This window comes from Pseudomonas sp. RT4P38, assembly GCF_054897765.1.
Genome location: NZ_CM142703.1, coordinates 2,788,605 through 2,803,077, shown reverse-complemented (window position 1 = coordinate 2,803,077; position 14,473 = coordinate 2,788,605). Strand labels below are relative to the sequence as shown.

Annotated in this window: 14 protein-coding genes; 5 read left to right on the top strand and 9 right to left on the bottom strand. The window is 57.2% G+C overall.

The features are described from left to right. Positions 1-28 precede the first annotated feature (28 nt). From ligD to ACYZT7_RS13125, 3 genes are read right to left on the bottom strand one after another with little or no spacing between them, the layout of a single operon-like run. Complete coding sequence (ligD, locus tag ACYZT7_RS13135; protein ID WP_462041341.1) at positions 29-2,629, bottom strand: DNA ligase D; 2,601 nt, start codon at positions 2,627-2,629, stop codon at positions 29-31. After that, complete coding sequence (locus ACYZT7_RS13130) at positions 2,626-3,621, bottom strand: methyltransferase (protein WP_462041340.1); 996 nt, start codon at positions 3,619-3,621, stop codon at positions 2,626-2,628. Before ACYZT7_RS13130 ends, ligD begins: the two co-directional genes overlap by 4 nt. A gap of 10 nt (positions 3,622-3,631) precedes the next feature. Then, the gene (locus ACYZT7_RS13125) at positions 3,632-5,017 is read right to left on the bottom strand and encodes an iron-containing redox enzyme family protein (RefSeq protein WP_462041339.1); all 1,386 of its coding nucleotides are present in this window, start codon (positions 5,015-5,017) and stop codon (positions 3,632-3,634) included. Between the two features lie 194 nt (positions 5,018-5,211). On the opposite strand from ACYZT7_RS13125, the gene ACYZT7_RS13120 reads away from it, so the two are divergent. From ACYZT7_RS13120 to ACYZT7_RS13105, 4 genes are all read left to right on the top strand, one after another. Next, entirely contained in the window at positions 5,212-5,664 is a 453-nt protein-coding gene (locus tag ACYZT7_RS13120; protein WP_462041338.1) for a cupin domain-containing protein, read from the top strand. A gap of 105 nt (positions 5,665-5,769) precedes the next feature. Further along, positions 5,770-6,195 (top strand): GNAT family N-acetyltransferase, encoded by a 426-nt coding sequence (locus ACYZT7_RS13115; RefSeq protein ID WP_462041337.1) that lies wholly within the window; start codon positions 5,770-5,772, stop codon positions 6,193-6,195. A gap of 246 nt (positions 6,196-6,441) precedes the next feature. Continuing rightward, positions 6,442-7,161, top strand: a complete 720-nt coding sequence (gene pcsA / locus ACYZT7_RS13110) for a phosphatidylcholine synthase (RefSeq protein WP_462041336.1) — start codon at positions 6,442-6,444, stop codon at positions 7,159-7,161. Between the two features lie 137 nt (positions 7,162-7,298). Then, on the top strand, positions 7,299-7,772 hold the full coding sequence (locus ACYZT7_RS13105; RefSeq protein ID WP_462041335.1) for a GNAT family N-acetyltransferase: 474 nt from the start codon (positions 7,299-7,301) through the stop codon (positions 7,770-7,772). Positions 7,773-7,776: 4 nt separating this feature from the next. Here ACYZT7_RS13105 and ACYZT7_RS13100 read toward each other — a convergent pair whose 3' ends face one another. From ACYZT7_RS13100 to ACYZT7_RS13090, 3 genes are all read right to left on the bottom strand, one after another. Further along, a complete protein-coding gene (locus ACYZT7_RS13100; RefSeq protein ID WP_462041334.1) occupies positions 7,777-8,652 on the bottom strand; it encodes an alpha/beta fold hydrolase in 876 nt (291 codons plus the stop codon). 340 nt (positions 8,653-8,992) lie between these two features. Beyond that, the gene (locus tag ACYZT7_RS13095; protein WP_462041333.1) at positions 8,993-10,120 is read right to left on the bottom strand and encodes an AraC family transcriptional regulator; all 1,128 of its coding nucleotides are present in this window, start codon (positions 10,118-10,120) and stop codon (positions 8,993-8,995) included. A 37-nt stretch (positions 10,121-10,157) separates the two neighbouring features. Further along, positions 10,158-10,292, bottom strand: a complete 135-nt coding sequence (locus tag ACYZT7_RS13090; protein ID WP_462041332.1) for a hypothetical protein — start codon at positions 10,290-10,292, stop codon at positions 10,158-10,160. Between the two features lie 344 nt (positions 10,293-10,636). Between ACYZT7_RS13090 and ACYZT7_RS13085 the strand changes: the two genes are divergently transcribed. After that, on the top strand, positions 10,637-11,221 hold the full coding sequence (locus tag ACYZT7_RS13085) for a hypothetical protein (protein WP_462041331.1): 585 nt from the start codon (positions 10,637-10,639) through the stop codon (positions 11,219-11,221). 24 nt (positions 11,222-11,245) lie between these two features. Here the strand turns inward: ACYZT7_RS13085 and ACYZT7_RS13080 are convergent, their stop codons facing one another. The 3 genes from ACYZT7_RS13080 to ACYZT7_RS13070 form a co-directional block, all read right to left on the bottom strand. After that, positions 11,246-12,259 carry a GlxA family transcriptional regulator gene (locus ACYZT7_RS13080; RefSeq protein ID WP_462041330.1) on the bottom strand — a complete coding sequence of 338 codons (1,014 nt, stop codon included), beginning with the start codon at positions 12,257-12,259 and terminating at the stop codon, positions 11,246-11,248. 129 nt (positions 12,260-12,388) lie between these two features. Next, positions 12,389-13,498: a quaternary amine ABC transporter ATP-binding protein gene (locus ACYZT7_RS13075; protein ID WP_462041329.1), complete on the bottom strand. Its 1,110-nt coding sequence runs from the start codon at positions 13,496-13,498 to the stop codon at positions 12,389-12,391. Continuing rightward, positions 13,488-14,351 (bottom strand): ABC transporter permease, encoded by an 864-nt coding sequence (locus tag ACYZT7_RS13070; protein WP_462005807.1) that lies wholly within the window; start codon positions 14,349-14,351, stop codon positions 13,488-13,490. Before ACYZT7_RS13070 ends, ACYZT7_RS13075 begins: the two co-directional genes overlap by 11 nt. Between the last annotated feature and the right edge of the window lie 122 nt (positions 14,352-14,473).

Sequence of the window (14,473 nt, the reverse complement as noted above, 5' to 3'; positions counted from 1 at the left end):
GTGACGCCAGCGCTCAGCGGCGTCTCGACTACTTCCTCATCCCGACCCGCCGCCGCATCTCGGCGGTGATCGACTGCCGGGTGCTCTTCAGGTCCGCCCAAGGTTCATCACCGACCTCGGCCAGGCGTTCATGCACGGTGTGCACGTTCCACTGATTCCCACCCTTGAGCTCGCCCACCTCCTCGCGAAAGATCGGCACCGACACCGGCAGCCCTTCGCGGGTGCGCACGGCGTAGGCGCAGATGGTCGTGGCGCCCAGACCGTTGCGCAGGTAATCGATGAAGATCCGCCCTACCCGGTTCTTCGGTCCGGACACGGCGGAAAAACGCTCCGGCAGCAACTTGGCCATGTGGCTGACAATCGCGTGACTGAAGTCTTTCACCTCGTCCCAACCGAGCTTGCGGGTCAGTGGCACCACCAGGTGAATCCCTTTGCCGCCGCTGGTCTTGAGGAACGCCTTGAGCCCCAACTCATCGAGTACCGACAGGGTCAGTTGAGTTGCCTCCACCATGCTTTTCCAGGGCAGCGCCGGGTCCGGGTCGAGGTCGAGGACGAAGCGGTCGGGTTTGTCGAGGTTGTCCGAGGTCGCGTTCCAGGTGTGCAGCTCAACGGTGCTCATTTGCACGGCGCCGATCAGGGCCTCGGCATTATTGATGATCATCACCGGTTGGCCGGTGAGTGCCTTGTCCAGGGTGGTGATCCCCGGAATGGCCAGGCGCTCCGCGTTTTTCTGGAAAAACAGTTCGCCGGCGATGCCGTCCGGGGCACGAACCAGCGCCACGGGTCGGTCCTTCAATTCGGGCAAAATCCATTCGGCGACGCTGGCGTAATATTCGGCCAGTTGCACTTTGGTGGTGCCGCTGCTGGCGTCGATCACCCGGTCCGGGTGAGTGATGCGCACCTTGCCCTCGCCCAGGCCGATTTGTGATGGCGCGGGCGCGGCTTGGGCGGTTTTCTTTTTGGCCGCGGCAGAGGGTTTTGCTGCGGGGGCTTGTTTAGCGGCTTTGGGCTTCACGGCTTTTGGACGCTCCTCGGTAATGTCTTCGGCAGGTTTGTCGTCACGCAGACCATGGAACACCGCATGACGGACTGAACCTTCTTTGGTCATTTCGGCAAAAGCGACCTCCGCCAGCAGCGTGGGCTTGAGCCAGTGCACACCCTTGGCGTCAAAACCGGTCGGTGGATTGACCACTGAACTCTTTTTGGTTTGCAACGGTTTCAGTTGCTCGTAGATGCGCTTGAGCGTCGTCTCGTTGAACCCGGTGCCGACCTTGCCCGCGTAACGCAATTCACCGCTGTCGCGGTCATGCAATCCCAGCAGCAGAGCACCAAAGGCATTGCGCGAACCTTTGGGATCGGTGAAGCCAACGACGACGAACTCCTGCCGATGCTTGCACTTGAGTTTGATCCAGTCGCTGCTGCGCCGTGAAACGTAAGGCGAGCCCAGGCGCTTGCCGATCAACCCTTCCATCTGCATTTGGCAGGCGCTGTTGAGCAACGCTTCCGGTTCTTCACTAAAGGCATCGGAGAAGCGCAGCAACGAGTCTTTATTGGGGGTGAGCACTGTCGACAGCGCAACCCTTCGCTCCTCGACAGGCACCTCGCGCAGGTCCACACCGTTGAGGTAAGGCATATCGAACAGGTAGTAGGCGATGTTGCCACTGCGGCCCGAGTCGAAGGCGTTTTGCAAGGCCTGAAAGTCCGGCACGCCCTGCTCGTCGGCGACCACCATTTCACCGTCGAGCCAGGCGGATTCGAGACCCAGCGAAGCCAACGCCTCGGCTTGTCTGGGCAGTTTATGGGTCCAGTCGTGACCGTTACGGGTGAAGAGTTTGACCTCGTCGTGATCGATGCGGGCCATGATCCGATAGCCATCGAATTTGATTTCATAGCTCCACTCGCCGTCCGGGGCTTTCTCGACCAGCGTCGCCAGTTCCGGCTTGAGCAAGTCCGGCAATTTGGCTTTGCGGGCGCCCGTCAATGGCGCCGACTGTTCCTTGCGCGCCGCGGCGGCGGGTTTTTTGATGGGTTTGGGTTTGGCAGCGGTCTTCGACTTTTTAGCAACGATGGTCCGATCACTGAGCACGCTGTCGGGCTCGGCGGCGACCACGTCGTAATCGCTTTCGGGTTTGGCTGCGCCGTCCTGATGCTTGATCAGAAACCATTGTTCCTGCTTGCCCGGCATGTGCGTTCGCACCAGGTTCCACAGGCCACCGAGCTTCTCACCTTGCAACTCGAACTTTAGCTTGCCCTTGGCGTACGCCTTGGCCGGGTCTTCCTGAGGAATCCACACCCCTCGGTCCCAGACAATCACGTCGCCGGCGCCGTAATGCCCCTTGGGAATGCTGCCCTCGAAGGTCGCGTAATCAAGCGGATGGTCTTCGACGTGGACCGCCAGACGCTTGACCTTGGGGTCCAGTGACGGGCCTTTAGGCACCGCCCAGCTTTTCAGCGCGCCATCGAGTTCCAGGCGAAAGTCGTAATGCAGCCGCGAGGCGTCGTGCTTCTGGATGCAGAACTGCAAGGCGTGGTCTTTCGCATTTTTTTTGCCCCCGCGTTTGGCGGCGGCCGGTTCAGAGGTCGCCGAGAAGTCGCGCATGCGATTGTAATCGTCCAGGCTCCTGGTCATGGCGCACCTGCGGACGACGTAACGATTCCCCCGATGCCTGGGCCGATGCGCGTGACGATGAGGGCGACGACGGCAATTCGTTCCACCCGTTGATAGCCAGGGGTTAACAGTTCTTCACCGAACACGTCAGGGTCGAGTTCGTGGTAAGTCCAGCCGAACATCGGCGATTCCAGACGCGGCGTCACCGCGTCCAGAAAAGGATCGAGGCCGTCAATCATCGCCACACCGGTGTACAGCACCAAAGAGCCACCGGGGGCCAACCTATACAGGGCTTGCTCGACAATGCGCAGCGACAATTGCGCGCCGAGCGCCCCGCCGCCATGCCGGTAAGCACGCTCGGCCGGGTCGGCCATGTAGGGCGGATTGGCGACGATCAGGTCGAAGTTGCCGTCGACGTCCTGCAGTACATCGCTGGCTTCAATGCTGACGTTAACCACCTCGGCGAGCGCGGCGTTGATCGCCGTCATGCGTAACGCCAACGGGTTGATGTCCACGGCCAGCACTTCGGCTTCACGGCGAGCGCGGGCAATCACAATCGCCCCAACGCCCGCACCGCAGCCGATGTCCACGGCGCGCCTGATCGGCGCGAAGCTCTGTTGCAGATGGGCGTGAATCAGCCGGGCAAAACGGTAGGTGTCGGGTCCGAAGAACACCGCATCAGCGGCGTCGGTGGGGTAGCCCGAATGCACGAACAGCAGGTCATCGAGGCTTGACCAGCGCACATGACTTCTCAGTCGACCATTGCCTTCCTCGAGGACGCCAGCCTGTTGCAACTGCCGCTGTTCATCCACTGACAACAGATCGGGTTCAAACGGCCGCGACCAGCCGAATACTTCGCGCAATGTCCGGGCGCTTTGCCCGAAGGCGCGATCATTCACCCGCTGATGGGTCAGCGGCGTTGGCGTGATGAATCGGTAACCGTCGGCCTGCAAACGGCGCCCCAGTTGCAATAAGGCCAGGTCGGGGACGCTAAGTTGTTCTTCCTGATTCATGAAGGGCTCCCTATCGAATTCCGGATTTGAGTTCGATGAACCGTCGCGTGGCCATCAGGCCAGCCGGGTGAGCGTGCCGATGGGCAGACAACCACGGAATCAAGACCTGCATTTGCTCGTCGGCGGCAAGCCCATTAAGTGTAGCTTGCAGGCGTTGGACATCCGGGTCATTGGCGGGCACTGGCGGTTCGGTCGCGACGCTGGAGCCACGTCGAACCGCTGCCGGCGAACGCTCAGGTCGCCAGTCTCCGGCGATCCAGTCGTGCAACAGCTGTTTTTCGTAGGGGCTGAACACCCCGAACATGGCCGCGCCGTTGCCATCGATCAATTGCCAGAAACGGCTGGCTTGCGGGTCTTGGTGACGTTTGATCCAGCCCTTGTTTTCCAGGGCGCTGAGGAAGCCTGGCAACTGCTCCGGCGACGACAGCCATTGATTGACAGTCTTGCCTTCAAACCGACAGTAGTCGGAATGCATGTGCTGACCAAACGGGCGCTTGCGCTCAAGCATGTTCAGCAACTCGCCGTACAAGTCGAACGACTCGATGATCGCGCGACTGCCCTGCCCCAGATCGTTGAGCCGATAACCCAACGCGACCCTGCGCAGAAAATCTTCGCGGTCACCTTCCACCGGCAGCAATTGCAGCACCGACTGCACGGCTTTTTGCGCATGACCGGTGCTGGCATTGTCGATGGTCACGTGCAGCGTGAAGTAATACGGATCGATACCCAACTCGCTGAGTTCATAGGCGCTGATCAGCAAATGCAGCGGCAATTGTTCATAACCGAGGTTGTAGCCAATCACCTCCGGCAAAAACGCGTCGCTGCAATAACCGAGCGCCAATTGCACCGCACCTTGCAGGTAACGCTCATCGGCGATGGAGCTGTTGTCTTGCAAGCCATGCTCGGCGAGCAGTTTGCGGTAGATCACCACATGATTTTGCGCCGGGTTGCCCTCGCCCAACTCTTCCAGATAGGTGCAAATCAGCCCGACGAAACGAGGGTCATGCCAGTGCCGCAGTAGGCCGTACAGCCACGCACCGTCCACCAGTTTGGTCGGGGCAACGGCTTGCAGGAAAAACAACGCGTGCGCTCTGTTAGTGAAGAACTGCCGAGGCCCGCCTTCCTTGCGCTGTTGCAGGTAGTCGGCGTATTGGCAAGCGACTTCGACGCAGTGCTGTTCGACAAAGGTTTGCAGTGCCGACAGGTCTTGCGGCATGTCCTCGGGCAGGTCCGCTGCGTGCGCAAGTTGAGCCTCGAGGAAAGTTTTGCCAAGTGCGCGCTGGTGTTCCGCATCGTCGCTCAGCAATAACTGTTCATAGATAAGCTTTACGCTGCCGGCGGTCGAAATCGAGCGTTCGTGGGCCGGCTGGGATTCAAGTCGTGTCAGGGCAGTCATGGGTGTGTCTCTCGGTCTGAGGCCAGTGGCAGGACGCTGAATCAGCACGTCTCTACATCAGCAGAGCGACATGCTTGGAAAAAAATTCCATCGGCGTTGAAATCGCCCAGACAGACGGGCTTGTGGCGAGGTGCTTGGCGGACGCTCGAGTGAATATACTCAGCGGGTGTGGACTCATCCTTCGGAGAGCAATCATGCGCACGGTTCATGTCATCGAGCCCCAGAAAACCCCCGACCCGGTCAATGTCGTGGGTGAGGCAATCACCATTCTCGCGGGCGGGGATCTGAGCAAACCCTTTGAAATGCATATTCAGGAAGGCGTTCAAGGGGGTGGGCCGCCCCCTCATTTTCACCCCTGGGACGAGGCGTTCTACGTCATTGACGGGCAGGTGGAAGTCACGGTTGCGGGCAAGTCCACCACCGTTTCACCTGGGGGGTATGTGCATATCCCTGGTGGGTCCATTCATGCTTACAAGAACATCAGCGCCACCGCGAAAATGATCGGTGTGGTGTCTGACCCGCGCGGTGGTCAGTTCTTTGCGGCGGTGGATCAGCTCAAAGTGCCGGAGGATCTGCCGCGGATACTGGAGATAGCCGAGAGTTTCGGCGTTACGTTTCTGGTGCCGAAAGCATCTGAAGCCCGGTAGAGGCCCGGGTTTCAGCAGCTTCAGTCAGTGTGATGGCGAGCGATCATCAGGCCACGCCACCTTTGGCCTGTTGCTCCAGATGCTGCCCACAGGATCAACGAACACATGGACCGCACTCTGATTGTCGTCAGCGACGTTATCGAACCTGAAGTCGAGCAAGTACTCAGCGCGGGGCTGAGTGCCTTCAATGATCAGATGACCGGAATCAACGACCGCCAGTCGCTGGCGGTAACCGTCCGCGACCCGGAGACCCATCAGGTGCTGGGCGGTATTACCGGGCGTACGTCGCTCGGCCTGCTGTTTCTCGATCTTTTCTACTTGCCCGAGTCACTGCGTGGCTCCGGGCTCGGCTCTCGACTGCTCAAGGCGTACGAAGACGAAGGTCGTCGTCGCGGTTGCCGCTCGGCGGTGCTCTATACCCTCAGTTTCCAGGCCCCGGAGTTCTATGAAAAAAACGGCTGGCAGCGATTCGGGGAAGTGCCCTGCGACCCGCAAGGCACGAGTCGGGTGTTTATGAGCAAGGTGCTGTGAATGAACCGATCTGCACCGGGTCAATCCGGAGATCGCCACATTTGAGTAAAAAGATCGCCCTGCGCCGATGTTTCATTTAATACCCCGAATTTATCCGGAGTATTTTTTTGCCGCCCAGCTAAGATTTACAGTTGGTGAACCTTATCCCCGGATACCCGGTCGATACATGCAACCTGACTTGGTTTGCCGACACCCCCAATTGAAGGGGTGATAACAGGCTTGCTTCACTTTCTGGAGAACGCCCCCGTGATATCGACCCTACACATCGCCAGGCTCAAAGCATGGGGCGCCCATGGTTTTACCGCCACTGGCGTGGTCACTGCCTTCCTCGCAACCCTTGCCTTGCTGGAAAACCAGGCCACAAACTGCTTGCTGTGGCTGGGCGTCGCCCTGATTGTCGATGGCCTGGACGGCGCGTTGGCGCGCAAGGTCAATGTCCAGTCGGTGCTGCCAGGTTTCGATGGCTCGATCCTCGATCTGGTCATCGACTACCTGACGTATGTGTTCATCCCAGCGCTGTTCATTTATCGCTACATACCTTTGCCGGACTACACGCTGCTGCTGACCGTGTCGCTGATTCTGGTCTCGTCGCTGTTTTGCTTCTGCAACGTCAACATGAAGAGCAAAGACAACTACTTCCAGGGCTTCCCCGCCGCCTGGAACGTGGTAGCCCTGTGCCTGTACATCATCGCCCCGTCGCCGTGGATCACTTTTCTCACTGTCATCGGCCTGGCACTGTTGACCGTGACCCGAATGAAGTTCCTTCACCCGTTCCGCGTGCGCAAGTTCATGCCGATCAACATCGCCGTGACGGCGATCTGGCTGCTGTGCAGTTTGTCGCTGGTGGTCAACCATCCGGTGATCAACCCGATGGTGATGGGGCTTTGGCTGCTGATGTCAGCTTATTTCCTGGGGATTTGCATCTGGCGCACGGCGCTGGAGTGGTTCGAAAGCTCGCGGGGATAATGGATTGTAGCGTGGCCGATTTCCGCCACAAACTGCAGAAATCGGCCAACGTCGCCCGCCGCGTGGCGTGCCGAAGGCCGAGGACGCCAAGGCGTGGGAAGTCTTCAAGCGAAGGACACAAGGATTGGGGTCTTCAAATGAATAACCAGATTCGACTCGCCACCCCTGACGATGCGGCAGCCATAAGCCAGGTCATCATTCAATCGCTGCGCAAGTCCAATGCCCTGGACTACCCGCCCGAAGTCATTTCGCAGGTAGAGAAAAGCTTTTCTGCCGAGGCCATCCGCGCTTTGTTGAAACAACGCTTGGTATTTGTCGCAACCATCGATAAGCGCGTGGTCGCCACGGCCAGCCTAGATCAAGACGTTGTGCGCAGCGTATTCGTCGAGCCACGCCATCAAGCGCGCGGACTCGGCAGGCAGCTGATGGCGACGCTTCATTCTGTCGCCCAAGACGCAAAAATCGAGGTACTGCGCGTCCCCTCCTCCATTACCGCAGAAGCCTTTTACTTCAAGCTGGGTTATCGAAAAGTTCGCGACGAATTTCACGGTGCCGAGCGCACGATCATCATGGAGCGGCGTCTGACACCCATTGTCGACGCCTCGAACTAATGGCTCATACGTGATTGACCTGGATATCTGAGGCAACACGACCCTGCGTCCTGCAAGCAGGCTGCAGAAACCCGAGCAAGGCCTGCTGGGTGTCATTCCAGGCCGTCGGGTGTTCCATATCAAGGAAGTGCCCGGTGTTCTTGATGGTATGGAACCGGGACTGAGGGGCGTGATCGGCGAAAAGCCGGGCGTCTTCCACCGAGGTGTACTCATCCCATTCGCCGTTGACAAACAGCAGCGGGATCTCGATGGCATCGACACAGGCGACGTAGCAATGGGTGTCTTGGGTCAGCACCTCATTGACGTGGAAATGCATCTGCCTGTACTCGTGTTCGGCCAGACTTCTGATATGGCGGTCATTAAAGCGTTTGAACAGCGATGGCAGGTGCTTGCCGATCGTGCTGTTGATCAAGCGACCGACATTGAGGCGGTCGCAGGCCTGGAGATGGTTCAGGCCGCTCTCCAGGTAATCGCGCATCGGCGTATTGATCCGCGCTGCGAATGAATTGATCACCGCCTTCTCGATTCGTCGCGGCCGCTGGGCCAGCGCCAACAAGGTAGCCGCGCCACCCCAGGAAAAGGACAGCACGTGGTGCACACAAAAGTGTTCGATTAATTCCAGCAGTATCGCTGCCTCGTCTTCCTTTCGGATCGGTTGGCCCTGGAGATTGTGTTGCCTCGACTGACCGGCGTAGGGCTGGTCATAGAGAACCACATTAAATCGCGGCTGCAGATAACGCACCGTTTGGGCAAAGGATGCAGTTGTTGCCAGCGAGCCGTTGACCAGAATGATGGTCTTGTCAGCGGCGGTGTTGAGATAGTGCTCGGTATACACCTTGTACTTCCCGCTGACCTCGACGATGGCAGTATTCGGCGTCATGTGATTTATTTCCTTGAACCCATTGGACTAAGCGCACAGCGTGAGGGATGCCCACAGGGCCCTATCGCAGAAAGCACAACACGTGGACCTGACAGTAAAGTGCCAGGCCAAAACATTAATAACTCAGGGTGGTTTTCCAGCGTCAACGCATAGGCCTCCTCGGGCTTAACCTGGCAACACGAACAAGCAACAACAGCGCGAGGGTGCTCCGATGGCTATCGTGACCAATGAGTCACTGACTGACCATTGATTCAGAGTTAAGCAGGGATTTCCTCGTCTGCAAGAACGCAGACGAGTTTTTGCGTCGGCCGCGCCTGTACCGTTCAAGAGACGGCATTTCTTAGGCGACTAGACGAGGCTCGGCCTCCTTGAGCTTTCGCAGGGATTCATCGACTCGATACTGACCGGGCGTCATACCGAACCAGCGGATGCAAGCTTTGTGGAAACTGCTGTGGTCGTGGAACCCGAGCAGGTGAGTCACGTGCTTCATATTGAAATGGGAATGGCGCAGGTAGAAGTCGGCCAACTGCCGACGCACATCGTTCAGCACGTCCTTGAACTGGGCGCCATCCTTCTCGAGTGCTCGTTGCAGCGTTCGCTTGCTGATGTTCAGCGCGGTGGCTATCGATTCCATATCACACTGCCCTTGCCCCTGACTCAGGCGCTCGGTGATCAGTCCACGAATCCTGCATACAATGGTGAAGCCGTACAATAGGTCCAGCTGAGCTTCGGCGAAACTGTCATGGAGTACAGCCAACGCCTCGTTGGCCATGCTCAACGGACGCAGAAGCTCTTGGCCATCGAACAGGATGCTGTCATAGGCCGCCCCGAAACGCAGCTCACAGCCAAACAGCCGCTGATGCTCCGAGATGTCTTCAGGTTCGGGATAGGTGAACTCCACGCTTAACGGTTGCGGCAATTTACCACCGGTCAGCCAACTACAGAATCCCAGCAGCGACGCGAGTCCGGCATCGGTGTACTGCCGTGGTTTGACCGAGTCGCACTGGTGATCCAGCCCGGCCAGTCGATAATTCTGCTCTTCTTGACCCAAGAACAGGCTAAGTCCAGAACTAATCAATGGGCTGAAACGCACGAGGCGTTCAAGCGCCCGCTTCAGATTCAAGCTGGACATCATCGTGTACCCCACAATCTGGAAGTTACTCGGATGTACATGCCCGTAGGCTTTCAGACCAATGTTCGAATCGCCAGACGCCTGCGCCGCCAATTCCCACAGACGGTAAATAACACTTCGTTTGTAGAAGGCTTGCTGCTGACTCAGAAGCATCATATCCAGCCCGGCTTCCCGGGATAAATTGATCACATCCAAGCCTTCAGCCGAGAGCGTATTCACCAACACACTGGTATAGCCTGTACCCACTCTATACATAACGACCTCAAAGACCTGTTGAACCAAGCATCCTTTAGTGAGCCATTGCGAATTTGCTCTGAAATTCATACTAATGGCCATTCATTACAGGGTCGTTATGCGAGTTGTTAAAGCCAATTCACGGCAAGCGTAGCCACGAGAGCTTGCTGCTGGCGAGCGCACGGTCCTGGGCCAGTACGCCTATGACTTCGCGCCACTCGGCATATTTCAGGTCTGTCTGGCCAACCGAACGCTGGCTGATTTTACGTAGCAACGCAGACTTCAAAACGGTGGATGCGTTTTCACACAGCCTGGGTCGAATTCGGTGGAAGACAAAACTGTCTTCGGTCTCGTCGAAATACTTGGCGATTGGCCCAGACCTTGCTTTGGTATCTTTTGCGGTGGGAGTAGACAACCGCGACGACGGAACCGACGAGATGGTCATGGTGGTGGAAGCAGCGGTGGCACTATTTATGGCTGCGCCCTGGACCTGAACATGTTGTTGATTATGGCAAACCTATAGGCGACTGCCGCCCCACTTTCAGGAATCCCCCCAACGTTGGGGAAACGCTCAGCGCGTTAATCAAATAATAAAATCTATAACAAGGGAATCCAACCTTGAAAATTTCAACGCTCTGCGTCGCGGGCATTCTTTTTGTTTCGGTCGCGGCTTCTGCTACAGGGGTTGTTCCCGTCATCGAACTGGACTTCACAAGGTCAGCTGCTGAAACGCTGAAAAAACGGGGCATCAACGACGCTTGTATCGTTGTCGCTTCAAACCCTAAAGCGTTCACTTATTGCCGAGAAGGATCGTCAACGCTCTGGAAGTATCAGGCTTTAGATCTGGAACAACAGGCGGCGATCCTGAGTGGCGAAAACCTGCACTTGACCGACTACGGGCAAATCACCGTGGTGGAAGTCGATAGCGCAGCCTGCCAACAAGATCACCCGATGCCATTCGTTAAACCGGCTATTACTCGTGGGCTGGCCTTCGGCCTGATCACCCTGTTTCTGTTGATGGGTTTGCGATACACCTACCGGGCAATCATGCACCGCCACGATGAACACGCCGCGCTTTCGGATCCCGACTTGCAGCGATTGACCGAATCCTTGCCAGCGCACAATTCAACGGCAAAGGCGTTGGGAGCGTTTGGTACCGCCGCTTCCGTGGCACTCGTTTACTTCGGCTACACAGGGTTTTGAACCCGACTGTAAATTGCGCCGCCCTTATTTGACGAGGCGCGTTTCCTTGGAAGGCCTGTATCCAAAGTACGAGCTATAGCATTTGCTGAAGTGGCTGGGCGATACAAAGCCGCAGGCAACCAACACGTCCACCTGGGACAGCTCTGTGTGCTGGAGGAGTCGACGCGCTTCGGTAATCCGCAATTCCATGTAATACCGTTGCGGCGTTGTGCCCAGTTGCTCCTTGAACAAGCGCTCGAGTTGTCGGCGAGAACGGCCTGCGTAAACTGCCAACTGCTCCAACTCCAGAGGCTCCTCGAGGTTGGCATCCATCAGTTTCACCACCTCGCGTAATGGCGCGCTCACACAGATATTTTCAGTCGGTTTTATGCGCCGATAACGAGACTCCTCGAAAGCCAGGATGTCCTCGATACCCTCGACGAGTGCTTTGTCGTGCAGCCCTTTGATCCAGTCCAACGCCATGTGGAACGCCCCCGAGGGACTGGAAGCCGTGAGCCGGTCTCGATCAATGACGTAGGGCTCACTGGTGACATGCGTCGCCTTGGAGATTTCCGCGAGTGCGGGGCGATGTTCGGGGTGAATCGCGCAACGATATCCGTCAAGCAAGCCTGCCCTCCCCAGGAACCATGCGCCATTCCACAACCCGGCCAGACTGACACCCTGGTCTGCCGCCGCTCTCAACAGACTGATGAAATCATCACTCGCCTTCAGTTCTGTTCGGTAGCCGCCGCAAATGACCAGCAAATCCAGGTCTTGGATCGCTGAACAATCGATACGGGCATCTGGCCGAATGACCAGGCCCAGATCACTGACGACTTCCCCATCGTTCAAGCCAAATGTTCGGGAACAGAACAACAGGGGTCGTAGTAGATTCGCGGTGACAATCGTATCCAGTGCTTGCGTGAATGCGGGCAGCGAGAAATGCTCGAGCAACAGAAATCCTGCTCGGACCATTTGAGTTTTCTCGTTGGGGCTCTCATTCAGATAGCGAAGATTTTTCCCCTTCATGCCTCCGCTAAATTGGCGTCGTTCGATCAATATTCGACCTACTCGGTTACGCGTTGATAAACCTCAATGCTAACTGTAGAAGTTTCAAAACCACTAGCGCCATTTTGTGATTGATCAGGCCAGCTGAAAGCCGTGACGCCGGGTAAAAAACCAAGATGATTACTCCTCGGCGAGCCGTGTCACTTTCGCTGAGGCTCGCAACTGAACCACCTGCGACTCCTCGCTCACAGTCGAGGTGACCATCGTTGCAACAAGTGACTTTAGCGCCAACTGCCCCACAGGCCGACCCTGACTGTCAGTGACCACCAATTCATCGAGTCCCGCTTCAACCAGTCGCTTGACCGCCGACTCGAGTGACGTCCCCATGGGCACTGCCAGCGTTGCTCCGGCCTTCACCCGAACAAACGGTCGCATGATGGACTCGACGCTGATCACCCGACCCCGGTTCACTTCCTTGACGAAATTGGCAATGTAATTGTCGGCAGGGCTCATGACGATCTCCTGCCGGGTGCCTTGCTGCACCACCTCACCGTCACGCAAGATTGCGATGCGATCACCAATGCGCAGCGCCTCATCAAGATCATGGGTAATGAACACGATGGTCTTCTTGATCTCTTTTTGCAGGTCCAGGAGCACTGATTGCATGTCCATGCGGATCAGCGGATCAAGTGCCGAGAAGGCTTCATCCATCAACAGGATCGGCGCGTCACTGGCCAGCGCGCGGGCCAGGCCAACGCGCTGCTGCATGCCTCCGGAAAGCTGATTCGGGTAGTGACGCTCGTAACCTTTGAGCCCTACCCGATCCAACCAGCCCATGGCGATCTCTACTTGTTTGCCACGGGGCAATCCCTGGATCTCCAGCCCATAAACCGCATTGTCGAGCACGGTCCGGTTCGGCAGCAGCGCGAACTTCTGAAACACCATGGAAATTTTATGCCGGCGAAATTCTCGCAGATCGTTCTGGCTCATCTTGAGCACATCCACGCCACCGACGATGACTTCGCCGGCCGTGGGTTCGATCAATCGGTTGATATGTCGGATCAAGGTCGATTTGCCCGAACCGGAAAGCCCCATGATCACCTGAATGCCGCCGGACGGCATGCTGATATTGATGTCCTTCAAGCCCAGTACGTGACTGTGACTGGACAGCAGTTCAGCCTTGCTCATGCCCCTTTTGACCCGTTCGATACTGGCGTGCGCCTGGTAACCGAAGATCTTGTAGAGATGCTTGATTTCGATGCCGAAATCGTTGGTCAGATTAGTGGCCATGAACCCTCTCCAGATGCTTTTGCAATCTTCTGCCATAGGCTTGGCTGACCCGGTCGAAGATCACCGCAATACCGACAATGGCCAGGCCGTTGAACATGCCCAAGGTGAAGTATTGATTGGAAATGGCTTTGAGCACCGGTTGCCCGAGCCCCTGAACCCCAATCATCGACGCGATGACCACCATGGCCAGGGCCATCATGATCGTCTGGTTGATGCCGGCCATGATCGAGGGCAACGCCAGTGGCAGCTGGACGTTTTTCAGTTTCTGCCAACTGGACGAACCAAAGGCGTCGGCGCACTCCAGCATCTCGGCGTCGACGTGGCGGATACCGAGATTGGTCAGGCGGATCATCGGCGGCAAGGCGTAGACCACGACCGCAATCAGCCCCGCAACCTTGCCGATTCCCAGCAACATCACCACCGGAATCAAATAGACAAAACTCGGCAGGGTCTGCATCACGTCCAGTACCGGGCTGACCAGGTTCTGCAAACGATTGGAGCGGGCCATGGCGATGCCGGTCGGCAAGCCGATGACAACGGATATCACCGTGCAGACGAAGATCATCGACAGGGTCTTCATCGTGTCGGACCACATGTCCAGATACCCGATAGCCATCAGCGTGAACACGCAACCCAGGACAATTTTCCAGCTACGACTGGCGAACCAGGCAATCAGGGCGACCAGCACAATGATGATCGGCCATGGCGTCGTGGTCATAAACCGTTCGGACTGATTGAGGAAAACTTGCAACGGCTGGAAAAACGCTTCGAAGCTATCGCCGTAAGTGCTGGTGAAGTTGCGAAAGGCACCGTCGATGGCCTTTTTCAAGGCCCGGAGTCTTTCGTCCTCCATATGTGGAAAGCTGAGTAACCACTCCATGACATTCCCCTTTCGTAGAAGACCGTAAAGACGCTGGCAGGTCATTTCAATACATGGGTGTTTTTATTGTTGTCTGCGCCCAAGGGCCAATGCAG